The 25,546-nt window shown below is 59.7% G+C and carries 25 protein-coding genes; 14 read left to right on the top strand and 11 right to left on the bottom strand.

The window, feature by feature from the left end:
* Positions 1-13 precede the first annotated feature (13 nt).
* The 4 genes from HNQ72_RS18680 to HNQ72_RS18665 are packed head-to-tail and all read left to right on the top strand — an operon-like array spanning position 14 to position 3,514.
* On the top strand, positions 14-598 hold the full coding sequence (locus tag HNQ72_RS18680; protein WP_183994124.1) for a TRAP transporter small permease: 585 nt from the start codon (positions 14-16) through the stop codon (positions 596-598).
* A 4-nt stretch (positions 599-602) separates the two neighbouring features.
* Positions 603-1,916 (top strand): TRAP transporter large permease, encoded by a 1,314-nt coding sequence (locus tag HNQ72_RS18675; protein WP_183994122.1) that lies wholly within the window; start codon positions 603-605, stop codon positions 1,914-1,916.
* A gap of 21 nt (positions 1,917-1,937) precedes the next feature.
* A complete protein-coding gene (locus HNQ72_RS18670; protein WP_183994120.1) occupies positions 1,938-2,918 on the top strand; it encodes a TRAP transporter substrate-binding protein in 981 nt (326 codons plus the stop codon).
* A gap of 59 nt (positions 2,919-2,977) precedes the next feature.
* A complete protein-coding gene (locus tag HNQ72_RS18665; protein WP_183994118.1) occupies positions 2,978-3,514 on the top strand; it encodes a winged helix DNA-binding protein in 537 nt (178 codons plus the stop codon).
* A 102-nt stretch (positions 3,515-3,616) separates the two neighbouring features.
* Here HNQ72_RS18665 and HNQ72_RS18660 read toward each other — a convergent pair whose 3' ends face one another.
* The 6 genes from HNQ72_RS18660 to HNQ72_RS18635 form a co-directional block, all read right to left on the bottom strand.
* The gene (locus HNQ72_RS18660; RefSeq protein ID WP_183994116.1) at positions 3,617-4,153 is read right to left on the bottom strand and encodes a DUF992 domain-containing protein; all 537 of its coding nucleotides are present in this window, start codon (positions 4,151-4,153) and stop codon (positions 3,617-3,619) included.
* A gap of 180 nt (positions 4,154-4,333) precedes the next feature.
* The gene (locus HNQ72_RS18655) at positions 4,334-5,266 is read right to left on the bottom strand and encodes a phosphatidate cytidylyltransferase (RefSeq protein WP_183994114.1); all 933 of its coding nucleotides are present in this window, start codon (positions 5,264-5,266) and stop codon (positions 4,334-4,336) included.
* The gene (locus tag HNQ72_RS18650) at positions 5,263-5,916 is read right to left on the bottom strand and encodes a lysophospholipid acyltransferase family protein (protein ID WP_183994112.1); all 654 of its coding nucleotides are present in this window, start codon (positions 5,914-5,916) and stop codon (positions 5,263-5,265) included. Before HNQ72_RS18650 ends, HNQ72_RS18655 begins: the two co-directional genes overlap by 4 nt.
* Positions 5,913-6,350, bottom strand: coding sequence for a hypothetical protein (locus tag HNQ72_RS18645; protein ID WP_183994110.1), 438 nt, complete (start codon positions 6,348-6,350; stop codon positions 5,913-5,915). Before HNQ72_RS18645 ends, HNQ72_RS18650 begins: the two co-directional genes overlap by 4 nt.
* Positions 6,347-7,681 (bottom strand): phosphatase PAP2/dual specificity phosphatase family protein, encoded by a 1,335-nt coding sequence (locus HNQ72_RS18640; RefSeq protein ID WP_183994108.1) that lies wholly within the window; start codon positions 7,679-7,681, stop codon positions 6,347-6,349. Before HNQ72_RS18640 ends, HNQ72_RS18645 begins: the two co-directional genes overlap by 4 nt.
* A 7-nt stretch (positions 7,682-7,688) precedes the next feature.
* A complete protein-coding gene (locus tag HNQ72_RS18635; RefSeq protein ID WP_183994106.1) occupies positions 7,689-9,425 on the bottom strand; it encodes a bifunctional alpha/beta hydrolase/class I SAM-dependent methyltransferase in 1,737 nt (578 codons plus the stop codon).
* A 120-nt stretch (positions 9,426-9,545) separates the two neighbouring features.
* Here HNQ72_RS18635 and HNQ72_RS18630 point away from each other — a divergent pair, with 120 nt between their 5' ends.
* Positions 9,546-10,145 carry a CDP-alcohol phosphatidyltransferase family protein gene (locus tag HNQ72_RS18630; RefSeq protein ID WP_183994104.1) on the top strand — a complete coding sequence of 200 codons (600 nt, stop codon included), beginning with the start codon at positions 9,546-9,548 and terminating at the stop codon, positions 10,143-10,145.
* Between the two features lie 16 nt (positions 10,146-10,161).
* Here HNQ72_RS18630 and HNQ72_RS18625 read toward each other — a convergent pair whose 3' ends face one another.
* The gene (locus tag HNQ72_RS18625) at positions 10,162-11,478 is read right to left on the bottom strand and encodes a replication-associated recombination protein A (RefSeq protein ID WP_183994102.1); all 1,317 of its coding nucleotides are present in this window, start codon (positions 11,476-11,478) and stop codon (positions 10,162-10,164) included.
* A gap of 300 nt (positions 11,479-11,778) precedes the next feature.
* Between HNQ72_RS18625 and HNQ72_RS18620 the strand changes: the two genes are divergently transcribed.
* From HNQ72_RS18620 to nadC, 4 genes are all read left to right on the top strand, one after another.
* Complete coding sequence (locus HNQ72_RS18620; RefSeq protein WP_183994100.1) at positions 11,779-12,684, top strand: NUDIX hydrolase; 906 nt, start codon at positions 11,779-11,781, stop codon at positions 12,682-12,684.
* A 70-nt stretch (positions 12,685-12,754) separates the two neighbouring features.
* Entirely contained in the window at positions 12,755-13,726 is a 972-nt protein-coding gene (gene nadA / locus HNQ72_RS18615; protein ID WP_183994098.1) for a quinolinate synthase NadA, read from the top strand.
* Positions 13,723-15,276 (top strand): L-aspartate oxidase, encoded by a 1,554-nt coding sequence (locus HNQ72_RS18610; RefSeq protein ID WP_183994096.1) that lies wholly within the window; start codon positions 13,723-13,725, stop codon positions 15,274-15,276. Before nadA ends, HNQ72_RS18610 begins: the two co-directional genes overlap by 4 nt.
* A gap of 15 nt (positions 15,277-15,291) precedes the next feature.
* On the top strand, positions 15,292-16,137 hold the full coding sequence (nadC, locus tag HNQ72_RS18605) for a carboxylating nicotinate-nucleotide diphosphorylase (RefSeq protein ID WP_183994094.1): 846 nt from the start codon (positions 15,292-15,294) through the stop codon (positions 16,135-16,137).
* Positions 16,138-16,374: 237 nt separating this feature from the next.
* On the opposite strand, the gene HNQ72_RS18600 is transcribed toward nadC, so the two are convergent.
* From HNQ72_RS18600 to HNQ72_RS18585, 4 genes are all read right to left on the bottom strand, one after another.
* Positions 16,375-17,574 (bottom strand): OFA family MFS transporter, encoded by a 1,200-nt coding sequence (locus tag HNQ72_RS18600; protein ID WP_183994093.1) that lies wholly within the window; start codon positions 17,572-17,574, stop codon positions 16,375-16,377.
* A gap of 101 nt (positions 17,575-17,675) precedes the next feature.
* Positions 17,676-18,413 carry a LytR/AlgR family response regulator transcription factor gene (locus HNQ72_RS18595; RefSeq protein ID WP_183994091.1) on the bottom strand — a complete coding sequence of 246 codons (738 nt, stop codon included), beginning with the start codon at positions 18,411-18,413 and terminating at the stop codon, positions 17,676-17,678.
* On the bottom strand, positions 18,410-20,065 hold the full coding sequence (locus HNQ72_RS18590; protein WP_183994089.1) for a LytS/YhcK type 5TM receptor domain-containing protein: 1,656 nt from the start codon (positions 20,063-20,065) through the stop codon (positions 18,410-18,412). The genes HNQ72_RS18595 and HNQ72_RS18590 overlap by 4 nt, the downstream gene beginning before the upstream one ends.
* A gap of 106 nt (positions 20,066-20,171) precedes the next feature.
* On the bottom strand, positions 20,172-20,801 hold the full coding sequence (locus HNQ72_RS18585) for a GntR family transcriptional regulator (protein WP_183994087.1): 630 nt from the start codon (positions 20,799-20,801) through the stop codon (positions 20,172-20,174).
* 113 nt (positions 20,802-20,914) lie between these two features.
* Here HNQ72_RS18585 and HNQ72_RS18580 point away from each other — a divergent pair, with 113 nt between their 5' ends.
* From HNQ72_RS18580 to HNQ72_RS18560, 5 genes are read left to right on the top strand one after another with little or no spacing between them, the layout of a single operon-like run.
* The gene (locus HNQ72_RS18580) at positions 20,915-22,342 is read left to right on the top strand and encodes a M20 family metallopeptidase (RefSeq protein ID WP_183994085.1); all 1,428 of its coding nucleotides are present in this window, start codon (positions 20,915-20,917) and stop codon (positions 22,340-22,342) included.
* On the top strand, positions 22,339-23,058 hold the full coding sequence (locus HNQ72_RS18575) for an ABC transporter permease (protein ID WP_183994083.1): 720 nt from the start codon (positions 22,339-22,341) through the stop codon (positions 23,056-23,058). Before HNQ72_RS18580 ends, HNQ72_RS18575 begins: the two co-directional genes overlap by 4 nt.
* Complete coding sequence (locus HNQ72_RS18570) at positions 23,058-23,780, top strand: ABC transporter permease (protein ID WP_183994081.1); 723 nt, start codon at positions 23,058-23,060, stop codon at positions 23,778-23,780. Before HNQ72_RS18575 ends, HNQ72_RS18570 begins: the two co-directional genes overlap by 1 nt.
* Positions 23,777-24,556, top strand: a complete 780-nt coding sequence (locus HNQ72_RS18565; RefSeq protein WP_183994079.1) for an ABC transporter ATP-binding protein — start codon at positions 23,777-23,779, stop codon at positions 24,554-24,556. The genes HNQ72_RS18570 and HNQ72_RS18565 overlap by 4 nt, the downstream gene beginning before the upstream one ends.
* Positions 24,557-24,593: 37 nt before the next feature.
* Entirely contained in the window at positions 24,594-25,439 is an 846-nt protein-coding gene (locus tag HNQ72_RS18560; RefSeq protein ID WP_183994077.1) for a transporter substrate-binding domain-containing protein, read from the top strand.
* Positions 25,440-25,546: the final 107 nt, after the last annotated feature.

Genomic DNA, 25,546 nt, shown 5'->3' with positions numbered 1-25,546 from the left:
CGGAGGACACGTCATGTCCGCCGCTGATCCGCACCACAGCATATTTCCCGAATGGCTCCGCAAAGGGCTGGATGGGTTGTATCTTGCTTCCGGCTGGCTGGCCGGGCTTTTCCTCATCTCGATCTTCGTCATCATGCTGGCGCTTTCCGCCGGCCGACCGCTCGGCATAGACGTGCCGGCCGGTGACGACTTCGCCTCCTGGGCGATGGCGGCCTCCGCCTTTCTCGGTTTGGCCCATACCTTCCGCTCCGGGGAGATGATCCGTGTCGGCCTGCTGATCGAGCGGCTGACCGGCCGGACCCGCCAGCTCTTCGAAGTCGCAGCCCTTCTGATCGGATCTGCCGCTGCGGTCTATTTCGCGTGGTATGCCTTCGACATGAACCGCACCTCATGGGAGTTCAACGACCTCGCCCAGGGCGTGATCGCCATGCCGTTATGGATCCCGCAGATCGGCTTTTCCGGCGGACTGATCATCCTTGCCGTCGCCATGGTCGACGAGCTTGTGCATGTGCTGTTCGGCGGCTTGCCCCGTTACGAAAAACCTGCACCGGACACGCCGGAAGAAGCCATCGAACGCGCCATCCAGAGCGGGGCCTGATCTCATGGGTACAGTCGAACTCGTCGAAATTTCCGGCATCATTCTGGTTGCCCTCCTGGCGCTTCTGGCAAGCGGCGTGTGGATCGGCTTTTCGCTGCTGATCTGCGGCTTCATCGCTATGCTGTTCATGCCGGGCATCCCGATCGGCGCCGTGCTCGCCACCAATTCCTGGAGCAATGGCGCCTCCTGGTCGCTCGCGGCCCTGCCCCTTTTCGTCTGGATGGGTGAAATCCTGTTTCGGACGAAACTTTCGGAAGAAATGTTCCGTGGCCTGGCGCCCTGGCTCGGCTGGCTTCCGGGTCGCCTCATGCATGTCAACGTGCTCGGCTGCGGCCTGTTTGGCTCGATTTCCGGATCATCCGCCGCAACGACGGCGATGATCGCCAAGATCGCCCTGCCGGAGTTGAAGAAGCGCGGTTACGACGAAATGGTCAGCCTCGGTTCGCTTGCCGGTGCCGGCACGCTCGGCATCCTCATCCCGCCGTCGATCACCATGGTGGTTTACGCGGTAGCGGCCAATGTCTCGATCATCCAAATCTTCCTTGCCGGCTTCCTGCCGAGCCTGATCGTCATGGTTCTTTATTGCGGTTACATCGCCGTCTGGTCGCTGCTCAACCCGGACAAGACACCGCCGGCCCCGCCTAAGATGAGCTTCAAGGAAAAGCTGAAGGAATCGGCAAACCTCATCCCGGTCACGCTGCTGATCATCCTTGTTTTCGCAACGCTGCTGCTCGGCTGGGCAACGGCAACGGAATGCGCTGCATGGGGCGTGCTCGGCTCGCTTGGTATCGCGGCATGGTCGAAATCGCTCACCTGGAAATCCTTTTGGGAAAGCGTGATGGGCGCGACCCGGCTGACCTGCATGATCATGCTGATCCTGACCGGTGCCGGCTTCATGTCGATCGCCATGGGCTATACCGGCATTCCGAACGCGCTTGCCGCATGGGTCGACAGCTTCAACCTCAGCCCCTTCGCGCTGATTGCCGTCCTCACGGTCATGTATATTCTGCTGGGTGCAGCACTGGATGGTCTGTCCATGATCGTGTTGACCACCGTCGTCGTCTTGCCGATGATCCAGCAGGCCGGTTTCGACCTCGTCTGGTTCGGCATCTTCCTCGTGCTGATCGTCGAGATGGCCGAGGTTTCGCCGCCTGTCGGTTTCAATCTCTTCGTCCTCCAGACGATGAGCGGTCGCGACAGCCTGACGGTAGCGAAAGCTTCGCTACCCTTTTTCTTCCTGCTCGTGGCGACAGTCGCCATCATCACGGTCTTCCCGGAAATCGTGATGGTTCTGCCGCAAATGGCGTTTCCGGGATAACAAGAGAGGGAACTGAACACGATGAACGTAACTGGAAAATTTGCGCGCCTGGGCTTTGCTGCCGCTGCCCTTCTCGCCACCACCGCACCGTCCTTCGCGGCCAGCTGGGTCCTGCCGTCCGCCTATCCGCCGGCAAACTACCACGTCGAAAACCTCAACCAATTCGCCAAGGATATCGACGAAGCGACCAAGGGCGAGCTGAAGATCACCGTCCATCCGAACGCCTCTCTGTTCAAGGCGCCGGATATCAAGCGTGCCGTCCAGACCGGCCAGGCGCAGGTCGGCGAAGTTCTGCTGTCGCTGCATGAAAACGAAAACCCGGTCTTCGGCCTCGACGTCGTGCCGTTCCTGGCGACAAGCTTCGACCAGTCGAAGAAGCTCTATGACGCCTCCAAATCCGCCATCGAACAGGCGCTCGACAAGCAGGGCCTCAAGCTTCTCTACACCACGCCGTGGCCGCCGCAGGGCATCTTCACCAAGAAGGACGTCAACTCCGTTGCCGACCTCAAGGGCCTGAAATGGCGCGCCTATAATGTCGGCACCTCGCGCATCGCCGAAATCGTCGGCGCGCAGCCGGTTACGGTTCAGGCAGCCGAACTGCCGCAGGCGCTGGCAACCGGCGTCGTCGACGGCCTGATGACGTCATCGGCCACCGGTGTCGACTCGAAGATCTGGGAATCGCTCACCCACTATTACGACACCCAGGCCTGGATTCCGAAAAACGCCATCTTCGTCAACAAGGCGGCCTTTGCAGCGCTCGATCCCGCCACCCAGAAGGCCGTGACCGATGCGGCAGCAGCGGCCGAAACCCGCGGCTGGGCGCTCGCCGCCGAAAAGACGGCCGCCTACATGGACACGCTCAAGAAGAACGGCATGCAGGTCCTGGAACCGAGCGCCGAACTGAAGACCGGTCTGTCGGAAGTCGGCGCCAAGTTGACGGAAGACTGGTCGAAAAAGGCAGGAGCCGACGGCCAGGCCATTCTCGACGCCTACAAGAAATAATCGGACGGCGCTGCGGCGGCCATGCCGTGGCGCCTTTCCTTCGCGGGAGAGGAGGGAGCATGTCACAGGAAAAGCAGCCGCTGGCGGAGCACAGTCTCGGCCCGATCGTGTCCTCGGAACATCTGGCAAGCGGCGCGCTTCCCGCACTCTCCGAGATCGAATTCGGCCTCGTCATGCTCAACCATGCCTTCAGCCGCTGGATGGTCCGCTGCATGGCAGCGGCCGGCGTGCCGGATCTGTCGCCGGTCGATATTCTCGTCCTGCACAACATCAACAGCCGCAACAAGCCGAAGACGCTCGCCGACATCGCCCTCGTTTTGAATATCGAGGACACGCATGTCGTGACCTATGCGCTGAAAAAGCTGGAAAGGCTGAAGCTGATCAAGTCCGGCCGTCGCGGCAAGGAAAAGCTGGTCATGGTGACCGAGGCCGGTGCGGATGCCTGCGCCCGCTACAAGGCGACACGCGAGAGCCTGCTCGTAAAGTCCGTGCTATCGACAGAGGTTGCGACCGACAGTCTCTCGCAGGTTGCCGCAAGGCTGCGTGCGCTTTCCGGTCATTACGATCATGCAGCTCGTGCGGCCGCGTCGCTTTGAACTGAAAGAACTGCTTGAATACGAAAAAATACACCGGTGATCAGCACAGGTGACAATTTCGACCTGCCTCGAAAAATGGCGAGGCAGGCCGGTTTCAAAAAATTACATTGCCGCAGGCGACAGCGTTACCGATGTACCGGTCGCAGCAAGGTTGAGGCCAAGCTGGCCGGTCACGCTCACCGTCTGAAGGTGGATCGATCCGGATGTGCCGCCGACGAGGATGTTTGCGCCAACACCTGCGCCAACGGTGGCTTCCGCCGTTGCACCCTGATAAAGGCCGCCGAGCGAACCGTGGTGATAACCTGCAGTCGGTGCGAAGACCGCCCAGATCAGCCGGCTGCGGGTGGTGAAGCCAAGATCGACGCCCATCTTGCGAACGACGCCGGTGTAGCGGTCAAGCGGCTCGCTGCCCATGGTCGATTTGAAGACGCAGTCAGCTTCCTTGGCAGAGCCTAAGACATAACCGACGCCGCCACCGATCGAGCAATCGAGATAACCGATCCGTACACCACCGCGCTGATCAGACTCTTGATAGGTTGGCACGGCATCACGTCGGCCAATGACGTCAGCGGCCGATGCGACCGTCGCAACGAATGCGACCGGAAGGGCGGCGAGGGCCACGGCAATTGTCTTTTTCATCCCTGTACTCCTTATAATATTATGTTCATCCGTTCGGGTGCGGATGACACACAGCGTTGACTAACGCATGTGGCAGAAGAATGATCCAAAATATAGGAACACGAAATATCTCGCCCTGCGCGCCAACGTGACTGCGTGTTTCATAACGATCACGGGTGAGCCAGTTAGACGTATGCAGCGCTACGTCCAGGCGTAGCGAACGATATGGAAAAAGACCGGTGCGGCGAAAACCAGGCTGTCGGCTCGGTCCAGCATACCGCCGTGGCCTTCGATCATGTGGCCCCAGTCCTTGACTCCGCCGTCGCGCTTGATGGCGGAAGCGACAAGGCCACCGAAGAACCCCATGACGCAGGACAGCGCGGCAAGCATTCCGGCTTCCAGCGGCGAAAAGGGCGTCAGCCAGTAAAGCCCTGCGCCCATCAGCGATGCACTGGCGATCCCGCCGATCAGTCCCTCCCAGGTCTTGGACGGCGAGATACTGGGAGCAACCTTGTGACGACCGAAAAGCTTGCCGAATACATATTGCAGAACGTCGCTGCCCTGCACGGTCGCAATAAGGAATGCGATCAGCAGCAGTCCCCGCCCTTCAATGCCCGGAATGGGCAAGGTCACCAGCGCCGGCACATGGCTGATGCAGTAGACGGAAAGCATGATGCCCCATTGCTGCTCGCTGACCCGCTCGAGAAAGCGGGACGTGTCTCCGCGCATCGCCGTCAGTGCCGGCATGGCCAGGAAGCAGTAGACCGGAATGAAAATCGAATAGAGCCCGTACCAGTCGATCCAGATCAAATAATATTGCACCGGGTTGATGATCAGGAACATGCCGAGCAACGTCCAGCGGTCCGCATGGCGCGTATTGGTCAGCGTCACATATTCCCGCAACGCGGCAAAGGACACGAAGGCAAAAAGCAGGATCACCCCGCCGGCGCCGAACAGGAAGGCAAAGCTGATGCCCGCCACCATGATCCACCAGGCCTTGATCCGAGCATTGAGATTGTCGAGCGTCGACGGCAGCGGCTTCGGGCTGCGCCAGGAGAGCCCCCCCGCAATCACGCTTGCCGTCAAAAGCACGCCGACCAGACCGAGAAAAAGGCGCGTGGTGTCATCGCTCATCGGCTGTTTCCATCCTTTTGGGGTGCAAGCGCCAGAAGAGCCTGCCGGGCGCGGTCGAGAAAGATCTTGCGGTCTTCGCCTTCGTTGAGCGCCACCGGCTCACCGAAAACGACACGGCAGAGAAGCGGGATCGGCAGAAGCGCGCCCTTGGGCAACACACGCGACATGTTCTCGATCCAGCAAGGCACCAACTCGACATCCGGCCGGGCGGCTGCAAGATTGTAGAGGCCGGACCGAAACCGCAAAAGCGCTTCCTCCGTCATGTTGCGCGTCCCTTCCGGAAAGAAGATCAGCGATTGTCCTGCATCAAGCGCATCGAGCATCACCTGCATCGGGTCGACCGTTCGCTCTACCCAGTTGCGCTCGACAAGCACGGTGCGCAGCAGGCGGCGGGAAATGAACTGGCGCACACGGCCCGAACCCCAGTAATCTGCACCCGCGACAGCCGCCGTCCGGCTGCGCTCAGCCGGCGTCAGGCAGGTCGAAACAAGAATGAAATCGCCATGGCTGGCGTGATTGGCGAAATAGATGCGCTGGCGGCCATTCGGCGCCGATCCCGCCCATATGGGGCGCACCCCGGTTACCGCCCGCGCAAGAACGGCGAGCAATGAGCCGGAGACGATCTGAAGCACGGATGCGCGGCCTCTCATTGGGGACCTCCATTCATCGCATCGAGCAGAAGAATGCCGTAAAGCACGATGGCAACGGCAAGGCTCAGCCATTGCAGCAGGATAAGCCGGCGGCATCCGGAAAGCCGTTGCGACAGCGGCGCCGAAACGGCAGGCTTCGTCCTCAGCCCCATTCGCGCCAATACGTCATCGATCGCTGCTAGGCCCACCTCTTCGCTGTCATGCGAAAGCGCTATGCGAAATAGTGCTGTATCGAACAGGAGATGAACCGAGAGCGCCAGAGCAACAAGGCAGAAGGCCAGCAACAGCAACCATCCGAGTGCTGCGCCAAACCCATGAGCGCCTGCCGTCAACGGTGCGACGGCCAGCAGCAATAGTGCGACCAAGCCACCACCGATGCCGTTGCAGCGCAACCGCCAGACCGCCTTTGCCGTTGCTGCCTTCCAGTCGCTCATCGCGCCGCCTCATCGATCGCCGCATAGACTTCCGGCTTGAGATGTACCGGGCGGCCGAGCGCCTTGAGTTGCTCGACTGCCACGGCCGCGTTGGCCGCATGGCCGGACCGCACGAGCCAGCATGCGACCACGGCGGCACTGCGCTGAAAACCGAGTGCGCAGCAGACAAGCACCAGGCCGCTGCCGTGGGCTTCCTCGACCGCAAGCGCTCCATCGCGGATGCTTGACACGGTTAGCGGCAGCAGGTCGAGCGACGGTATCGCACGCCAATGGAGATCGGCAGCGCGGGGCGTGGGAAATTCGGCCGTCATGTCGACGACCGAGGCATAGGCCGCAAGTTCGCTACGGTTGGGAGCACGCCCGAGGAACACCCCGTCGCCAATCTCGACCGCGGCCGGAAGCTTGTGCGTCCACCACCAGCGGTTCACCCGTGCGCCGAGGCGATAGGGCCAGAGCAGAAAGCGGCTCGCAAGGCTCGTCACCCCGTCGCCTTGCTTTTGAAAGACCTTCGGTCCTGCTCCGGCATAACCGATGGCGACCAGTGCCAAGGCGAGGCTCGGCCATAGCCACAACAGGCCTGCACCGTTGTTGTGCACCGAAACTGCCGCAATCAGCAGGAAGATTGTCGCACCGATCGCATAAACGACCGCCAGCCGCAGGGCTTTTCGATTTTTCGTGAGGCGAAACGCAACAAGCGGCGAGGCTCTATCCGCCGGGAACAGCCAGAGTGCGAACAGGCCGAGCAGCGCTCCCGTTGGAATATCGATGACATGGTGCTGCCAGGTGGTCAGCACCGAAAGCCCGATCAGCAGGCACCATACGTGCCAGATCCCGCGTGGAAAGCCTTTCAGGCGGTGGCGCCAATGGTCCCAGATGATGACCAGAAGAGCGATATGCAGCGATGGCGCCTGGTTGAACGGCTTGTCGAAACCGCCGAGAACATCGAACATGAAGCCCGGAAGGCCATCGGTTGCCGGCCGCACGAAAATCGCCTGCAAGGGAAATGCGATAAAGCAGATTACCGCCACGATCTGCGCCGTCAGATACCGGCGCGCCAGACGGCCGACATCCTGCGGCGTGTCGTTAACGAAGAGAGACAGCGCATAAAACGCATTGATCGACCAATAGGGAATGATCGTCCAGGCGAAGAAAGGGATGTGCTTTTCCCAGCCGAAGGCAAGGTTCGGCACGTCGGCGCGCAGCGAAGCCAGCCAGTTTGCCACGCCATAGGTGAGATAGAAAAATGGAGCGAGGAAAAGCAGCCAGAGCGCTGCCGTTCGCATGACAGCGCTGCGCGTACCGACCGGAACCGATGCAATTCCCTCCCCCATGCCGACCTCAGATACGCTCGGCCAGCGAAACGGTGAAGATGCCCCATTTGTCGATGCGCTGCTCGATCTTGCGGAAACCGGCAGCAGCCACCAGCTGGTCCATTTCCTGCTGGGTGCGCCGGCGCATGATCCAGGCCTCGCCGCCGCGGTGAGAGGTGAGCGCCCGCGCGATCATCTCGAGCTGCGGATGCCATGGCTGGCCTGTATAGAGCAGCAGTGACCCCGGCTCCAGCGCCTGGGAAAGACCTGCAAGCGAGGCTTCGATAGCGCCGTTATCCGGGAACAATTCGTAGAGGCCGGAAACCACGGCGAGCGTCGGTCGGGGCTCGATCGAAGCCAGTCCAGCAGTATCGAAAGCATCGGCGCGATGGAAGCTCGCAATGTCACTCAGGCCACGCTCAGCGATGAGTGCTGTGCCTTTCTCGACATTGATCGGAGAATAATCCTGCAGCCGGATACTGTCCGGCTTTACGTTGGATGCCACCACGGCATCGAGAATATAGCGCCCGTGGCCGGCAGCGATATCGAGCACCCGCAACGGCTTTCCCTCGGCCTTCAGGCGCACCAGCGCCTTACCGATCAGTTCCTCCAGATGCACCTTGCGCTGCCGGATGCCGCGCCAGCCGATCGCATCGAGAAACTGCCGGTCGATCAACCGGCCACCGGGACCAAGGCCTCGCGCATCGTTTTCATAGATATAATCGAGTGTCGAACCAGAATCGAAGCCGGTGCGCAGGCCCGTCCTGATACCATCGGAAAAGAAACCACCGAAGCGGATCGAGGCACGCGTCAAAGCCCAATATAGTCCGCGCGGCGAGGTGATAGACAATGGCGTAGCCAACCGGTCGGCCTCGTCGCGGCTGTAACCGGATAGGTGCGCCCGCCTCAGATCAGCAACAACCGGCGCCTCCTCGAAGCGTTCTGCGATGAACGAGCGCACCTTCTTGACGGCCTTGGCCCGGTCGCGTTCGCCCAGCGTGTCGTGATAAAAACCGGGCAGCACGTGACGTTCCTTGATCGTGCTGCCGAGGTTTTCGAAAAAGCGATGCTGCGGCGTGTGGCGCACAACGAAATCGCTGCCAGAAATCAGCAATTGCGTCGGCACCGTGATCGCGCGGGCGTCCGCTACAACCCTGTAGCCAGCCTCGTAAAGCTCCAGAAGAATGTTGGAGGCGATCGGACGAGTAATCAGCGGATCGCTCTCGAAAGATGCGATACGATCGGCGTCATGCGTCAGGAACCGCGCCTTGACATAGGAATTGACGAAGAACGTGCCTTTCAGCTTCTGCCACAGCGCAATCCCCTCCCGGGCGAAGGGCACGTAAAGCTTGACGTCAAAGGCCGGCGACGCCAGCACCAGGGCGCGGATCCCCGGAGCGTAATCATGCACCCATGTGGATGCGAGCACCGCGCCGACGCTCTGGGCCACGACCGCAACCTGATCGATGGCAAAACCGCCGGTCTCGCGGATGTGGCGGACGAAGCAGTCGAGGTCGCGCACCGAATGCGCAAACGACGGCGAGTGACCGCGTTCGCCGGGAGATCGGCCATGCCCACGCGCATCCCAGGCGTAAAAGGCGAAATCATCGAGACCAAGCTCTTCAACGAGATGGGCAACCCTGCCGCCATGCTCGTGGCCGCGATGCAGAAGCACGATCGCACCCTTGGCTATACCGGAACGGGCAGGCCAGCTGCGATAGAAGAGTTCGACCCCGTCATGGCTCGCAAACGCGGATTCAATCATGCCTTTTCACTCCCCCTCGGCTGTTCTGCACTCTATACGTAAGAGGACCCCAGTTTTGCAGTTGATTTCTTCAACTTGCGTCTGCATTTCTTGAAAGCAATCAAGCGGATTCGAGCTTTCATGTCGATCTACAAACTGAAGTCGTCATTCCAGGCCATTCTTCGCCCGCTCGTCGTGCGGTTCGCAGCGATGGGGGTGACCGCCAATCAGGTGACGCTGTTTGCGTCAATCGTTTCGGTTGCGATCGGCGTCCTGTTGATCATCGAGCCTCTGCCGGCGCTATTTGCGCTCGTGCCAATCTGGATGTTTCTCCGCATGGCCTTCAATGCAGTGGATGGCATGCTGGCGCGCGAGCATGGCCAGCAATCCGCGCTTGGCGGCTATCTGAACGAGATTACCGATGTCGTGTCGGACGCAGCGCTCTACATCCCCTTCGCGCTGATTGCGCCTTTCTCCCTGCCATGGATCGCAGCCATCATTTTTCTTGCGATGCTGACGGAATTTGCCGGCGTTCTCGGCATCGCGCATGGCAAGGGACGCAATTACGAAGGACCGATGGGTAAGAGCGACCGTGCCCTGCTCTTCGGAGCCTTGGGCGCGCTCGTTGCCATATTCGAAACCCTGCCGGACTGGACATGGCATATCCAGCCCATGGCCTGCGTCCTGCTGATCTGGACAGTGGTCAACCGCATGCGCGCCGGTCTGGCAGATTCGGGCTGATCGGTTAGCGCCAGGATCAGCGTTTGTCGCCGAAACGGCGTGCCGTGGCGCGGCCCGTTACCTGTTCCCAGTGTTCGTCCGCCCGCCGTTCAAAGGTTGCGGCATCGCGCGCATCGCTCTGGTAGAAGGCGCCGCGCGGCACGTCCGGCGCATAGACCTGATCGCTCCAGCCGCGGCCATCATCATGCGGAAAGGCATATCCGACATGGCCGAGCGCCGCCGCTCCTTTGTAATGTGCGTCGCGTAGATGCATAGGCACGGATGAAGGCGCCTCGCTCGCCACATGGGCAAGTGCCAGCGAAATGCCGCGGCAGGCGGAATTCGATTTCGGCGCGCGTGCCACATGAAGGGCTGCATGCGCCAGCACGATCTGCGCTTCCGGATAACCGATTTTTTCCACCGCATGAAGCGCTGCAACAGCCGTCTGCAGCGCGGTATTGTCCGCCAGCCCAACATCTTCCGAGGCGTGGATCATGATGCGACGGGCGATGTAGCGCGGATCCTCGCCGCCATGCACCAACCGCGCCAGCCAGTAGAGCGTCGCATCCGGATCCGAGCCACGCATGGATTTCACGAAGACCGAGACCACATCATAATGCGCGTCTCCGGACCGGTCATGATTGACCGGTGCCGCCGCATAAGCCTCGTCGACCATTGCCTCGGTGATGACCACCGGCTTGTCCGAAGGATGGCCGACGGCGAGGCTTTCGAGCACCGTGAGGGCACGGCGCGCGTCCCCGCCGGAGCGGCCGGCAATGCGTCGCAGCAGTGCCGGTGCAAGCTCGACCGCAATGCCTTTGCCGACAAGATGATCAAGCCCGCGGCGCACGACCTCCTCCATCTCCTCGATCGCCAGGGGCTCTAGCTTCAGGATGGTCGAGCGCGAAATCAGAGCCGGCGTCAGCGAGTGATAGGGGTTGCCGGTCGTTGCCCCGATGAAATCGGCGATCCCCTCCTCGCAGAGCGCCAGAAGATGATCCTGCTGCGTTGCGCTGAAGCGATGCACCTCATCGGCGAACAGCAGCGTCGGGCGCATGCGCGCCTCGTCGGCGATCTTTCGAATATCGGCAACATTGTTATGCGCGGCATGCAGCGGCCTGAAATTCTTGCCCAGCATGTTGCCGATGGCGCGGGCAATCGAGGTTTTTCCAAGACCCGGCGGGCCATATAGAATGATACTGCCAAGCCGCCCGGCCGCGATGCGCCTGCGCAGCATAGTTCCCTCGCCGAGAACCTTCTCCTGACCGATAACCTCGTCGAGTGTTGCCGGGCGCAATTCCGCAGCAAGCGGCATGGAGCCGGTGCGCGGTGCGGCATCGAAAAGATCGGTCATAGGAGCCTCATCGAAAGGATTTCCATTCCGACGGCTGCATCTACGTCGCTACCCGCCGGATCAGGTTCGTCTACCGGCCCCGGCAGGCCGGGTCAAATACAGCAATTCGCTCCGCGAGCTGGTGCGGATACTTAACTGGTTCATCCACCGTCGGATTGACTGGCACAGCGAGGCTCTATGAGCTCACATCCTTGAACAACAATAGATATCCCCAATGCATTCATTCCCAAATTCTGCCCGCTCTGATAGCAGATCAAATGGGAGATATGACGATAGATTTGAGACCAGACAGGACCTCGTTTGCCGGATAAACAAACACATATCGAGCTCATTGCCGCACTCACTGCCGTGACGAGCGGTGTTCCGCGTGTCATGACGGTAAGAGCGGGAGAGGCGCTACCGTCTGGTCCGTTCGAGCTGGGCCACCGCAGCCTGCAATCGGGTTTGCGCGAATGGATTGGCGACCAGACCGGACACCCCATTGGTTATCTCGAGCAACTCTACACATTCGCCGACCGGGATCGTTCATCGGCGGGGGGCGATGAAGGCAGGACGATTTCGATCAGCTATCTTGGGCTTGTTCGCGAACAGGCAGCGCCCGGTGCAGGCAGGCCCGGCTGGCATGGCTGGTACGAGTATTTTCCTTGGGAAGATCATCGCGATGGAAGACCCAATTGTCTTCTGTCCATCGCAAAAGGTCTACACGCATGGATCATCGCCGAACCTTCCCGGCGCGAACATCGCCAGCGCCGAACCGATTTCGCCTTCGGGCTGGACGGCAGCCCTTGGAACGAAGACCTGGCATTGCAGCGATATGAATTGCTTTACGAGGCCGGGATCGTGGCGGAGGCGGGGGGAAAAGCCGATCCTGCGACCGGGCGCCCGATGTTTGCGGATCATCGCCGTATTCTTGCGACTGGAATCGCAAGGCTGCGCGCCAAGATCAAATATCGACCGGTCGTCTTCGAACTGATGCCGGAAAATTTTACACTGCTGCAGCTGCAGCGAACCGTCGAGTCGCTGGCGGGGCTGACACTGCACAAACCAAATTTCCGGCGGCTCATAGATCAACAGGAGTTGATCGAGGAAACCGGCGGCATGAGCAGCGAGACCGGCGGCCGTCCGGCCAAGCTCTTTCGTTATCGGCATGCGGTCCTTGAAGAACGAGCCCTGTCGGGTTCGAGACTTCCGCTCTCGCGCAATTGACATAATCTCGAATCGAGAATAACTAGCTTGCCCCATATATACTCAAATTGAGTATTAACGGAGGCTATCGATGAATTCGCCCATTTCCATGTTATCGCTCTATGAGCGCGTTCGCAGAGTCATGCCTGAAGCCGAGTGGTTGTCGCACCAGAAAGACGTTGAAGCGATCCTCGAGTTGAAACGAAGCCGTAATGCGGTAATCCTCGCACATAATTACCAGACACCGGAAATCTTCCATGGCGTTGCCGATATCGTTGGCGACAGTCTGGCGCTCGCTCGCAAGGCAATCGATGTAGAGGCGGACGTGATCGTTCTGGCCGGCGTTCATTTCATGGCCGAAACAGCCAAGTTACTCAACCCGGAAAAACCCGTGCTCATCCCGGATATGGGCGCAGGCTGTTCGCTGGCCGAATCCATCACGCCGGAAGACGTGGCGCTTCTGCGTCAGGCCCATCCCGGCGTACCGGTTATCACCTATGTAAACACATCGGCAGCCGTGAAAGCGGCATCGGATATTTGCTGCACGTCGGGCAATGCAAAGAAGGTTGTCGAATCTCTTGGCGCATCGAAAGTCCTGATGATCCCGGATGAATATCTGGCACAAAACGTGGCGCGCGAGACAGATGTCGAGATCATAGCCTGGCATGGCCACTGCGAAGTGCATGAGCTTTTCACCCCCCAGGATGTGCGCGACCTGCGCGATGCGCATCCCGGCATCACCATTCTGGCGCATCCCGAATGTCCGCCTGACGTGGTAGCGGAAGCTGATTTTGCTGGCTCCACTGCTGTCATGTCGGACTATGTCGGAGCCAAGAGCCCGGCGCGCGTCGTTCTTCTGACAGAGTGTTCGATGAGCGACAACGTCGCGGTCGACCATCCGGGCGTGGAATTCATCAGACCCTGCAACCTCTGCCCGCATATGAAGCGCATCACGCTCTCCAATATCCGCCTGGCACTGGAAGAAAATCGCCACGAGGTGATCGTCGATCCCGCCGTGGCGGCAGGCGCACGGCTCGCTGTCGAAAGGATGCTGGCGATATGACGGAGTATCTCGATCGCTTCGCCGGCCATGTCGTGGTGGTCGGCAGCGGGCTCGCGGGACTGGTCACTGCACTGACGCTGGTTCCGCAGCCGGTTCTTCTCCTGACACAGGCGGCATTGGGGACCGAAAGCTCCAGCGCATGGGCGCAAGGCGGTATCGCCGCAAGCCTTGGCGATGACGACAGCCTCGGCTTGCATCTGGCAGACACGCTGGCAGCAGGCGACGGATTGTGTGACGCCGAAGTCGCGGCTGCAATCCTCGCAGACGCACCGGCCGCGATCGCATCGCTTGAGAATTCCGGCGTGCGGTTCGACCGGAGCCCGGACGGAGCGCATATGCTTGGACTGGAGGCTGCTCATTCACGGCGACGCATCGTTCATGCTGCGGGCGACGGATCGGGAGCCGCTATTGTGCATGCCCTCGTGGAGAAGGTTAGCCGCACGCACTCTATCACAGTCATGGAGGATATCGAAGTCCGCCGCTTGCTGAAGACAGACGATGTACTGTCCGGTCTTATCTGCGCAAGCCGATCAGGGCCTCTCGTCATTCCTGCAACGCAGATCGTTCTCGCCACTGGCGGACTTGGTGGTCTTTACGAAATGGCCACGACCCCCAGCGGCAATTACGGGCAAGGCATCATGCTTGCCGCCCGTGCCGGCGCCAAGCTTGCCGACATGGAATTCGTACAATTCCATCCAACCGCGCTCGACGCCGCCAACTGGTCCGCCGGGCGGCCGTTGGCGCTTGTCAGCGAGGCAGTGCGTGGCGAGGGTGCCATTCTTGTCAATGACAGGAATGAGCGGTTTATGGCCGATCAACCGGGTGCCGAGCTTGCCCCACGCGATGTCGTTGCCAGAGCTATCAGCGCCGAAATCGCCAAAGGCAACCGGGTTTTTCTCGATGCGAGAGAGGCTTTAGGACAAGGCTTTGCCAGCCGTTTCCCGACAATAACTCTTCTATGCCGAGAAGCCGGTGTTGACCCGTTGCAAGAACGCATTCCCGTTCGGCCTGCCGTTCACTATCACATGGGCGGCGTCGCAACCGATCTTCAAGGACGCAGTACTCTCGATGGCCTCTGGGTCGTCGGCGAGGCCGCCTCGACCGGCCTGCATGGTGCAAACCGGCTAGCCAGTAATTCTCTTCTTGAAGCCGCGGTCATGGGCATGCGCGCCGCCCGCGATATTCTTGAGAAGCCAAGGTCAATGGCTCCGATATGCAACGCGATCGAACTGCCGGTATCATCGGATCTTTCGTTTGTCCGACCCATCGTCTCTCGTAGTCTCGGTGTATTGCGCAATTCACAGACGATAAGATCTGCGATCGGAAGTTTGCTGCCATTGGTGGAAAAGGATGGGGCGGCGACTGATCCCGCGCTTGTGGCGATTTCCATCGCCGTCTTTGCATTAATGCGGGAAGAGTCACGTGGGGCCCATGCCCGGACCGATTACCCGCTCAGCCTTCCGGACGCTCGACGCCGAAGAATGACATTTAGTGCCGTGCTGGCCACCGCCCGCGAAATGGCGCCCCTATCCCTTATTCACACTGCTTGAAGAGCGACATACGAGATGATTGCACCGCTTCCCCGGATCGTTATCGAACCCACGGTACGCAACGCCCTAATCGAGGACTTGGGACTTGCCGGCGACATCACGTCAGCAGCTGTCATTCCGGTCGGACATCGCTCACGCCTTGCGATGGTCAGTCGCAAACGAGGCGTGATCGCCGGTCTCGATGCCGCCGAGCTTGCGTTTCAACTCATAGATCCGGCGGTTGGCATGGTTCGCCATATGGAAGACGGTTCGGTGGTGAAGCCCGGCGATGTGATCGCCACGATCGAAGGGCCTTCCCGCGCCTTGCTGGCCGGCGAACGTACTGCACTGAACTTTCTCGGCCACCTCTCCGGTATAGCGACCGTGACGGCGGGCATCGTGTCAGCCATTTCAGACAGCAAAGCGTCGGTCGTCTGCACCCGCAAGACGACACCGGGACTAAGGTCGCTCGAAAAATACGCCGTACGAGCCGGGGGCGGCATGAACCATCGTTTTGCGCTGAACGATGCGGTTCTCATCAAGGATAACCATATCGCGATTGCCGGCTGTATCGCCGAAGCTATCCGGCGCGCAAAGGCGGGGGTTGGGCACATGGTCAAGATAGAAGTCGAGGTCGATACGCTCGATCAGCTGCACGAAGCCATGCAGATCGGGATCGATGCCGTCCTGCTCGACAACATGACGCCGATCCAGTTGCGCCAGGCGGTCGATTTCGTCGCCGGTCGGGCGATTACCGAGGCTTCCGGCAATATCAATCCGACGACAGCAGCTGAAGTCGCCGCCTCAGGCGTGGATCTACTATCAGTCGGCTGGATCACCCATAGCGCACCGGTGCTGGATATAGGACTAGACTACATTTAAGGCACGATATGCCTCGACGATATTAGGATCGCCGTCCGAACGTCGCACAAGAAACCCGACACAACGCCCGCCCTCGAGGCGACCCACCAGACAAGGATCGAGGCTGCGGGCGGCCAACCGCAGCTGCATATTTCCAAAGCCTCGCCAATAGCGAGGCTTTGAAGCGTTGGCTGTGCGCGGCCAGTCAGATGGCATCGGATATCACGAAGTGAAGGCCTCCGAAGAATTTCTCGACGTTCAATGTACGGTCGCAGTCTTTGCGTGATGCGACCGGCTCGGCCAAAGGCTGATCGAGCACAGAAGCGAGGCGAACAGCAGCAGCAGTGACAGGTAGAATGTCGGCAGGAAGCCACCAAGGGCGAAGGAAACGATCGAACCGATGACGCTACCGATGCCGAAGCCCAGATAGATCAGGCCGTAATTGCGAGCGAGATTGGTCAAGCCGAAGAAGTCGCTGACCAAGCCGGGATAGACGGTGATCGTTCCGCCGAACGAAAAGGCAACGCAGGCGACCGCGAAGAAGAACGAGTATTCATTCAGCGGTACGAAGAGCAACATGGCCATGCCGGTCAGGGCGCAGGCAAGTGCGATGCTGATGATATGGATACGGGCGATCTTGTCCGACAGGATACCGAGGACGAGCCTGCCGAGCAGGTTGGCGGCAGCGATGATGGCGACGGTATCGGCAGCAACCGAAGCCGACAGGCCGATGTAACGCTCGCCGACATCCTTGGCGACGCCGATCAGATATAGGCCGCTCATGCAGACGGTGAGGAACATCAGGGCAAGCAGCCAGTATCTTGGCTGACCGACGGCTTCCGCCAAAGTGTAGTCCCTGGCGCCGGCACCGGCTGTCTGAGCACGTGCTTGCGGAGCCTCGCTGATCAGCAGTGCGCCGCCGACAACCAGCACAAGAGCGGCAATCGCCCACAGGCCGAAAGCGCTTTCCATGCCGAAGCGGTTGATCAGCTCGAGGTTCAGGTATTTGAAGCCGAGACTGCCGAGACCATAGGCGCCGATCGAAAATGCCGAAGCCAGGCCCTTGCGCTCGGGGAACCATTTGACGCAATTCGACAGGGTAAGCAGATAGCCGGCACCGTCAGCCGCGCCGACGAGAATGCCGCCGTAGATGTAGAGGAGTGTAAGGTTGCTAGCAGTCGAGGTCAGATAAAGGCCGAGGCCAAGTGCAAGGCCGGCGGTAATCGCGACGCTGCGCAGCCCGAACTTCTCCTGCAGCTTACCCGAAAGCGACGAGCCGACGGCAAGCGCCAGGCTCAGCAGACCGAAGGTGAACGCAACCTGGGTAAGCGGCTGCGAAAGTTTTGCTGAAAGGCCCTCGTTGAACAGGCTCCAGGTGTAGACCGAACCAAGGCCGAACTGGCACAAAATGGTGCCGACAAGCGTGAAATAACGTTTTGAATTGGAAAGAGCGGTCATCCGCGTTTCCTCCTTTATGAATATGGAGAAAACCTAAGCCGCTCTTTATTTCGCCTGTTCGAAAAAGGCGTGAACTGCACGATCGGTGGAATGAATGGCAGTCAGAGCTGCATGAGCTGCTTAAACTCTTTCAAGTGAGACCGGCTGACCGGAATTTCGACGTCATCGAAATGGTGCAGCTTGATGACATAGGTACCGTTGAACCACGGCGAAATTTCACGAATCTTCGACGTGTTGATGCACCAGGAGCGATGGCAACGGAAGAATGTGTCTGTGGGCAGTTTTTCGGCGAAATCACCGATGCTGGTCGGAATGACGAAATGCCCCTTGATGGTATGCACATAGGTCAGCTTCTCGTCGGCGCGGGCATAATAGATAAGATCTGCCGGCAGCACGAGGATACTGTCCTTGCGTGGTATGTTGACCGTGCGCTTGGGTGCGGTGAGCGGCGGGGGCGCCTGCTCTGCCTGTACTGCCGAGCCCGGATGATTTTCCAGCTTCTTCAGCGTGTTGGCGACACGCTGCTCATTGAAGGGTTTCAGAATGTAATCGAACACTTCAAGCTCGAAGGCTTCGGCCGCATGCTCCTTGTAGGCCGTAACGATGACCACCTTGGGCGGATTGGCCTGCTTGTGAAGGTTGCGCGCCAGCGTCATCCCATCGATCGACGGAATATTGATGTCGAGAAACACGACATCGACATCGTTTTCCTGCATATAGCGCAAGGCTGCAAGACCATCTTCCTGCGTTGCAACGACCTTGATGGAGCTGTGGTTTTCGATCAGCCATTTCAGCTCGTCTTGCGCCAGATATTCGTCTTCAACGATCAGGGCCTTCATGCGGCCTCCGTGTTTTCGAGCGGAAGATCGAAGCTCACGGACGTACCCGGCTCGAGCCTTCGGATAGTAAGGCCCTGGCCATGCAGCAGTTTCAGGCGTTCATTCACGTTCATCAGACCGATCCGGTCGCGCACGGCTTGGCCATTGGCAACCGCTTCGATCACCTCCGGATCGATACCCTTACCCGTATCGCGGATGGTGACATTGACCCTATCGGCATGGCGCTTCACCGCGATATGAACTTCGCCCGGCTTCGGCTGTGACTGGATGCCGTGAAGAATGGCGTTTTCGACCAGCGGCTGGAGCGAGAGACTTGGGATTTCGACATTGACGTCATCGACATCGAACGTGACTGTCAGTTTGGGGCCGAAACGCGCCTGCTCGATCGCCACATAGTCGTGCACCTGCCGCAACTCGTCCTGTATATCGATCATCCCGTCGCTGAGCGAGAGGTTATGGCGCAGGTAATCGGCCAGCTTGGCTATGACCTGCCGCGCCTCGTCCGGACGAAGCCGCACGAGAGACGAGATGGCGTTGAGCGCATTGAAAAGGAAATGCGGATTGATCTTGCTCTGAAGCGCGCGAAATTCCGCCTTTGCCGCCATCTCGCGCAAAACCTTCACCCGCGATAGTTCCATCTGCGTAGAGATCAGTTGCGACAGGCCGACGCCGAGTTCACGCAGTGAATCGGTAATCATGTCCGGCTTGCTGAAAAAGATCTTCAACGTGCCGGTAACAAGGCCGTTTTCCCGCAGCGGCACGATCGCCACGGAGCGGAAATCCGCCGCCGGATAACGATGCAGGTTATTGTCGACGGTGATCCGGTCATTGCGGATGGCATCTGCTGTCAGCTCGCTCAGATGCTTGTGCTTTTTCTCGTCATAATATTCGTGACCGATGCCGACATAGGCAAGCACATGGTCCCGGTCGGTGATCGCGACCGCATCCGCCTCCAGGCATTCGTGGATCACGCCACAAACCTTGGCGAGCGTATCGTCCTGCACGTTCTGGAAAAACGGCAGAGTGCGGTTGGCGATGACGAGAGCAAGCTTTGCCTCATGCGCGGCTGTTAATTCCTTTTCATCCTCGATGTCCTGGATACGCTTGATAATCATGCCGGTGCACATGGAGCCGATGATCATCGGCCAGGCGATTTCCGCAACGATCGCGCTGCCGACACCAACGGGAGCCAGAAGCAGGATGAGCAGCATGGTCAGGCATTCACAGGCCATACCGGCAAGGCTGCCGGTCAACCACAACCACCTGCGGCGACCGCGGTAATGGATAACGGTCGATAAAAGCCCGGCACAGATACTGCTGATCAGGCAGGCGGTGGCCGATGGGCCGTGGATGTCGATCAGGAAACGGTGCAGGCCGGAAATGATGCCGGCAGGGATGCCTACCCATGGCCCGAACAAAATCCCGCCGGACATGATGGCGATGGTGCGGACGTTGACGAGCGCGCCTTCCACCGGAATGCCCATATAGGTGCCGCCGACAGCAAAGCCGGAAAACAGTGCGGACAAAAAGGCAAGCTCAAGCCCGCTGAGCCTACCTTTCCAGAGCACGTTCTTGAAAAGGCGCGTGCGTCCGAGAAAGAACAGCACCATCAGCATCAGCGCTGCGCGTTCGAAAAGAGCAAGTAGAATCATAATAAACCGAAAAGCGAGCTGGTGAACCGGATCTCGGCCGCTCTGAATGGGTCGGGATTAAGAAAGTGAGGGGATTGTGCGATTTTTGAGCAGGAATTGAAACCGGCTATTTTTGCCGGATATGCTGCTCGATGAGCGTTTTCAACCGCAACTCGTCCTTCTCTGCGATCGCATCGACCATTTCATGGTGTTCCGCAGCCGAAACCTCGATCCTTGATCGCGTATGCCACTGCGACACCGGCGCAGACGATGTACGCTGCCGCAGTTCCGCGATCACGCTGTGCAGTTCCGCGTTTCCGGCAAGATCGACATAGGCGCGGTGAAAGGCGAGGTTTGCCTCGTAAAGCTCGAGTACCGTGCCTGAAAGAAGCAAGCCCTGAAACCGGTTCGCCAAATCTCGGAGGCCTGAAATATCCGCCAGCGTCGCATTTGCGATGACCTTTCCGGCAATGCCCGTCTCCAGCATGATGCGGATCTCGGCTATATCGTCCCATTGCTTTCCGTCACTCAGATAGACGTGATAGCCGCGGTTGGGGACATGCTCGACAACTCGTTTCAGGGCGAGACGGTCGAGTGCGCGGCGAATCTCATTGCGGCCGCGGCCATAGCGGGTCTCGAGGTCAATCTGCTTGAGCCACGTGCCGGGCGCATAAACGCCGGACTGAATATCCTGCAGGATCAGCTGAGTAGCATCCCGCTCTCCATCCACTTCGGTAACCGTCTGTGAACCCGTCATCACCACTCTCGAAGTCTGCATAATTGCCCAATAAATAATCAAAAAGAAATGTTGCGCAAATGTTATTCCGTAAATAGGATTGGTACCAATTTTGTCAACAAAAGACCGATAGCATGAAAAACTCCGACGCCGTCTGGGAACTGATCGACAATAAGACGCCCGATTATGCCCGCCTCGCCGACCAGGTGTGGGACACACCAGAGGTGAATTACGAGGAATTTTCTTCCAGTGAAGCCCATGCGGCGCAGCTTGCAGCGGAAGGTTTTCGGATCACCCGTAATGTCGCAGGCATGCCGACCGCGGTAATGGGCGAAGCCGGTGAAGGCGGTCCGGTCATCGCCATCCTTGGTGAATACGATGCTCTGCCCGGCCTCAGCCAGGAAGCCGGTATCGCCGAGGAGCGCCCGATGGTTGCCGGCGGCCACGGCCATGGTTGCGGACATAACCTGCTCGGTTCCGGCTCCCTGCTTGCGGCAGCAGCCGTCAAGGATTACCTCGCCGCCAACAATCTGCCCGGCCGCATTCGTTATTACGGCTGCCCGGCGGAAGAAGGCGGCTCCTCGAAGGGCTTCATGGTTCGCGCCGGCGTATTCGATGATGTCGATATCGCGATCTGCTGGCATCCGGCCGCTTTTGTCGGCGTCAACAATCCGGTCTCGCTCGCCTGCAACGAGCTAAATTTTCATTTCTCCGGCCGCGCCTCGCATGCGGCTGCCACGCCCCACCTCGGGCGCTCCGCTCTCGATGCTGTCGAGTTGATGAATGTCGGCGTAAACTATCTGCGCGAACACATGCCATCGAGCGCACGCATTCATTACGCCGTCACCGATACAGGTGGGCACGCGCCAAACGTCGTTCAGGCCCGCGCCACGGTTCGTTACCTTGTGCGCGCACGTGACCTGCCGGACCTTCTCGAACTCGTTGATCGCGTCAAGGATGTGGCAGCCGGTGCAGCCCTGATGACCGGCACGACAGTCAGGAGCGAAATCATCAGCGGCGACGCAAACCTAGTCGGCAACACGCCGCTCGAAACCCTGATGCACGGCCATATCGAACGCATCGGCCTGCCGGATTTCGATGATGCGGATCGCGCCAAGGCTGCCGAGTTCCAGAAGACGTTTACGCCGGCTGACATCAAGTCGTCCTTCCAGCGTTTCGGCCTCAAGCCGCGCCCCGGCGTACCGCTTTGCGACGTGATTTTCCCGCCGGAAAGCGGCGATACGTCGATCGTCGGTTCCACCGATGTCGGCACCGTCAGCTGGGTGGTTCCGACCGTGCAGGTACGCGGCGCCACTTACGCGATCGGTACACCCGGCCATTCTTGGCAACTGGTCGCCCAGGGCAAACTGCCGGCGGCCCATAAGGGCATGGCCCATGCCGCCAAGGTCATGGCCTCGACGGCTGCCGATCTGTTCGCAAATCCCGAACGGATTGCCGAGGCGAAGGCCGATTTCGCCTATCGTCTCGAAGGCACGCCCTTCGTCAACCCGATCCCGGATGACGTCGATCCTCCGATCCCGCTCGTCCAGGATGCTGCATGACACAGCCCTCGTTTCTCGATCTGATCGGCAGCGGGCCGGACGGCTGGGGACCGGCGCTTGCCGCCGGTGCCATGATGACGATCCTGATCGCGCTCGCAGGTTATGCCATCGGCATGGTCTTCGGCGCACTCGGCGCCTGGGCAAAGATCGCCGGCGGACCGATTGCCCGCGGCGTTGCCGGCACCTACACCACGGTATTGCGCGGCATTCCCGATCTTCTCGTCATCTATCTCTTCTATTTCGGCGGCAGCACGGTCATCTCCGCCTTCGGCCATCTCTTCGGTGCAAGCGGCTTCATCAGCTTTCCCGGCTTTCTCGCCGGGGCGCTCGCCGTCGGGGTCACCTCCGGTGCCCAGCAGACGGAAGTGTTTCGCGGTGCCTACAAGGCCGTCCATACCGGCGAGCTCGAAGCGGCGATTGCCTGCGGCATGTCTCCCTTTCTGCGCTTTCGCCGCATCATCGCGCCGCTGACTTTGCGCTACGCCCTGCCCGGCATGGGCAATGTCTGGCAGATCGTGCTGAAGGAATCCGCTCTCGTGTCGATCACCGGTGTCGTCGAGTTGCTGCGCCAGTCGCAGATCGGTGCCGGCTCCACCGGCCGCCCCTTCGACTTCTATTTCATCGCCGCCATGATCTACCTCGCCATATCGACCCTGTCGGGTGCATTGCTGCAATTCAGCGAAAAGCGGTTCACCCGCGGCGTGCGGAGGGGCTAATGGATTTCGTGTTCCTCTACGAGACGTTTGTCACGCTGATCTCGGCCATTCCGACGACGCTGCAACTGGCTGCAACGTCGGTGGCCATGGGAACCGTTCTCGCGCTCGGCCTGGCGCTCTGCCGTCTTTCCGGCATTGCGCCGCTCGACTGGTTTGCCCGCGCCTATATTTTCGTGTTCCGCGGAACGCCGCTGCTCGTGCAGATCTTCCTGATCTATTACGGTCTCAGCCAGTTCCGCGGCGTGCGCCGCAGCATGTTCTGGTTCATCCTGCGTGACCCCTACTGGTGCGCGATCATCGCACTGATGCTTTGCACCGCCGCCTATTCCGCCGAGATCATCCGTGGCGGCCTTCTTTCCGTGCCGCACGGGCAGGTGGAAGCTGGACGCGCCTGCGGCATGTCACGTTTTCTGGTGTTTCGCCGCATCGTCATGCCGCTGGCTATCCGCCAGTCGCTGCCGGCCTATTCCAACGAGATCATCTCCATGGTCAAGGCAACCTCGCTTGCGTCGATCATTACCATCATGGAAGTGACCGGCGTTGCCGCGAAGCTGATTTCCGAAACCTACCGGGCGATCGAAGTCTTCATCGTTGCAGGCGCGATCTATCTCGCCATCAATTTCGTGCTCGCCCGCATCGTCGTCCTGATCGAATACCGCCTGAGCCCGCATCTGCGACAAGCGCCCAGCCTTCAGCCCGTTGCGGCAGGAGAAATGAAATGACCGCAATGACATCCACCACCACACCTGCGATCGAGGTCCGCGGACTGCGCAAGAGCTTTGGCCCTGTCGAAGTGCTGAAAGGCATAGACCTGACTGCGCATGAAGGCGAAGTGATCTCCATTCTCGGTTCGTCCGGTTCCGGGAAATCGACCATGCTTCGCTGCATCAACATGCTGGAAACGCCCGATGCCGGCGATATCAGCGTCGCCGGCGAAAAAATCAGCCTCAAGCGCGACGCAAAAGGCTATGGCCGGATCGTCGACCGCAGGCAGGTCGAACGCATCCGCTCCGAGCTCGGCATGGTGTTCCAGAGCTTCAATCTCTGGTCCCACAAGACGGTGATCGAGAATATCATCGAAGCGCCGATCCATGTGCAGAAGCGGCCGAAGGCGGATGTTATCGCCGAGGCGGAAGCGCTGCTTGAAAAGGTCGGCATTGCCGACAAACGCAATCATTATCCCTCGCATCTTTCCGGCGGCCAACAGCAGCGTGCGGCAATCGCCAGGGCGCTCGCCATGCGCCCCAAGGTCATGTTGTTCGACGAACCGACGTCGGCGCTCGACCCGGAACTGGTCGGCGAAGTCCTGCGCGTCATGCGCTCGCTTGCCGACGAGGGCCGCACGATGCTGGTCGTCACCCACGAAATGGGCTTTGCCCGCGACGTGTCCAGTCGGGTGATCTTCCTCCATCAGGGCGCCATCGAGGAACAGGGCAGCCCGGAGGAAATGTTCACCAACGCGCAGTCGGAGCGCTTCCGCAAGTTCATCAGCGCCTGAGACCAATTCATACCCAACAAGGAGACGGGGAACGACAATGACAATCATCAAGACACTGGCTGCCGGCGTGTTCGCAGCGATGACGCTTGCGACCGGCGCTTTCGCGCAGGAAAAGACAGAAATCACCATCGCCACCGAAGGTGCATTTCCTCCCTATAACCTCACCCGCCCGGACGGCACACTGGACGGCTACGACGTCGAATTGGCGCACTATCTCTGCGACCATATGAAGATCAAGTGCACAATCGTCGCCCAGGCTTTCGACGGCATGATCCCGGCTCTTAACGCCGGCAAGTTCGACGCCATCATGGCCGGCATGTCAGCCACCGAAAAGCGCAAGGAAGTCATCGACTTCTCGATTTCCTATGGCACCACCGGTCAGGCCTTTGCCGTCCTGAAAGACTCCGACCTGTCAAACATGCCGTTGAAGGATGCCATCTACTCGCTCTCCACCAACGAGGAAGGCGCACGCAAGGCCATAGAAGAACTGAAGCCACTGCTCAAGGGCAAGATCGTCGGGGTCCAGACCGCTTCGATCGGCTCGCGATTAATCGACGAATACCTCAAGGACACTGTCGAAAAGCGGGAATACAAAACCACCGAACAGCATGATCTTGACCTGATCGCGGGCCGCGTCGACATAATCACCGCCTCCATGGGTTACTTGACGACCGCCATCCAAAAACCCACCAACAGCGAGATGGAAATCGTTGGACCGCGTTTCCAGGGTGGCTTCCTTGGCGCCGGCAGCTCGGTCGGCTTGCGCAAGAGCGACACGGCTCTCAAGGCCAAGTTCGACGAAGCAATCAACGCCGCCAAAGCCGACGGCACTTTGAAGACACTGTCGATGAAGTGGTTCGGCTTCGACGTGACCCCGCAATAATTTCACGACTGATGAACAGGATCCGCTTAAAGCGCGGCTCCTGTTCAAGGAAATAAGACTTTTGCTCCCTAGATCGAGGGCAATCACACTACGGATGATTGCCCTCG

Source organism: Aliirhizobium wenxiniae, assembly GCF_014201355.1.
GTDB classification, from domain to species: Bacteria; Pseudomonadota; Alphaproteobacteria; order Rhizobiales; family Rhizobiaceae; genus Neorhizobium; species Neorhizobium wenxiniae.
This window is presented reverse-complemented; position numbering and strand designations above follow the sequence as displayed.

Excerpts from the sequence above, each read along its gene's own strand:
- HNQ72_RS18645 (WP_183994110.1), bottom strand. The coding sequence starts at position 6,350 with ATGAGCGACTGGAAGGCAGCAACGGCAAAGGCGGTCTGGCGGTTGCGC.
- HNQ72_RS18680 (WP_183994124.1), top strand. The coding sequence starts at position 14 with ATGTCCGCCGCTGATCCGCACCACAGCATATTTCCCGAATGGCTCCGC.
- HNQ72_RS18650 (WP_183994112.1), bottom strand. The coding sequence starts at position 5,916 with ATGAGAGGCCGCGCATCCGTGCTTCAGATCGTCTCCGGCTCATTGCTC.
- HNQ72_RS18580 (WP_183994085.1), top strand. The coding sequence starts at position 20,915 with ATGAAAAACTCCGACGCCGTCTGGGAACTGATCGACAATAAGACGCCC.
- nadA (WP_183994098.1), top strand. The coding sequence starts at position 12,755 with ATGAATTCGCCCATTTCCATGTTATCGCTCTATGAGCGCGTTCGCAGA.
- HNQ72_RS18635 (WP_183994106.1), bottom strand. The coding sequence starts at position 9,425 with ATGATTGAATCCGCGTTTGCGAGCCATGACGGGGTCGAACTCTTCTAT.
- HNQ72_RS18640 (WP_183994108.1), bottom strand. The coding sequence starts at position 7,681 with ATGGGGGAGGGAATTGCATCGGTTCCGGTCGGTACGCGCAGCGCTGTC.
- HNQ72_RS18565 (WP_183994079.1), top strand. The coding sequence starts at position 23,777 with ATGACCGCAATGACATCCACCACCACACCTGCGATCGAGGTCCGCGGA.
- HNQ72_RS18570 (WP_183994081.1), top strand. The coding sequence starts at position 23,058 with ATGGATTTCGTGTTCCTCTACGAGACGTTTGTCACGCTGATCTCGGCC.
- HNQ72_RS18585 (WP_183994087.1), bottom strand. The coding sequence starts at position 20,801 with ATGACGGGTTCACAGACGGTTACCGAAGTGGATGGAGAGCGGGATGCT.
- HNQ72_RS18670 (WP_183994120.1), top strand. The coding sequence starts at position 1,938 with ATGAACGTAACTGGAAAATTTGCGCGCCTGGGCTTTGCTGCCGCTGCC.
- nadC (WP_183994094.1), top strand. The coding sequence starts at position 15,292 with ATGATTGCACCGCTTCCCCGGATCGTTATCGAACCCACGGTACGCAAC.
- HNQ72_RS18675 (WP_183994122.1), top strand. The coding sequence starts at position 603 with ATGGGTACAGTCGAACTCGTCGAAATTTCCGGCATCATTCTGGTTGCC.
- HNQ72_RS18665 (WP_183994118.1), top strand. The coding sequence starts at position 2,978 with ATGTCACAGGAAAAGCAGCCGCTGGCGGAGCACAGTCTCGGCCCGATC.
- HNQ72_RS18590 (WP_183994089.1), bottom strand. The coding sequence starts at position 20,065 with ATGATTCTACTTGCTCTTTTCGAACGCGCAGCGCTGATGCTGATGGTG.
- HNQ72_RS18600 (WP_183994093.1), bottom strand. The coding sequence starts at position 17,574 with ATGACCGCTCTTTCCAATTCAAAACGTTATTTCACGCTTGTCGGCACC.
- HNQ72_RS18625 (WP_183994102.1), bottom strand. The coding sequence starts at position 11,478 with ATGACCGATCTTTTCGATGCCGCACCGCGCACCGGCTCCATGCCGCTT.
- HNQ72_RS18575 (WP_183994083.1), top strand. The coding sequence starts at position 22,339 with ATGACACAGCCCTCGTTTCTCGATCTGATCGGCAGCGGGCCGGACGGC.
- HNQ72_RS18660 (WP_183994116.1), bottom strand. The coding sequence starts at position 4,153 with ATGAAAAAGACAATTGCCGTGGCCCTCGCCGCCCTTCCGGTCGCATTC.
- HNQ72_RS18560 (WP_183994077.1), top strand. The coding sequence starts at position 24,594 with ATGACAATCATCAAGACACTGGCTGCCGGCGTGTTCGCAGCGATGACG.
- HNQ72_RS18655 (WP_183994114.1), bottom strand. The coding sequence starts at position 5,266 with ATGAGCGATGACACCACGCGCCTTTTTCTCGGTCTGGTCGGCGTGCTT.
- HNQ72_RS18610 (WP_183994096.1), top strand. The coding sequence starts at position 13,723 with ATGACGGAGTATCTCGATCGCTTCGCCGGCCATGTCGTGGTGGTCGGC.
- HNQ72_RS18630 (WP_183994104.1), top strand. The coding sequence starts at position 9,546 with ATGTCGATCTACAAACTGAAGTCGTCATTCCAGGCCATTCTTCGCCCG.
- HNQ72_RS18595 (WP_183994091.1), bottom strand. The coding sequence starts at position 18,413 with ATGAAGGCCCTGATCGTTGAAGACGAATATCTGGCGCAAGACGAGCTG.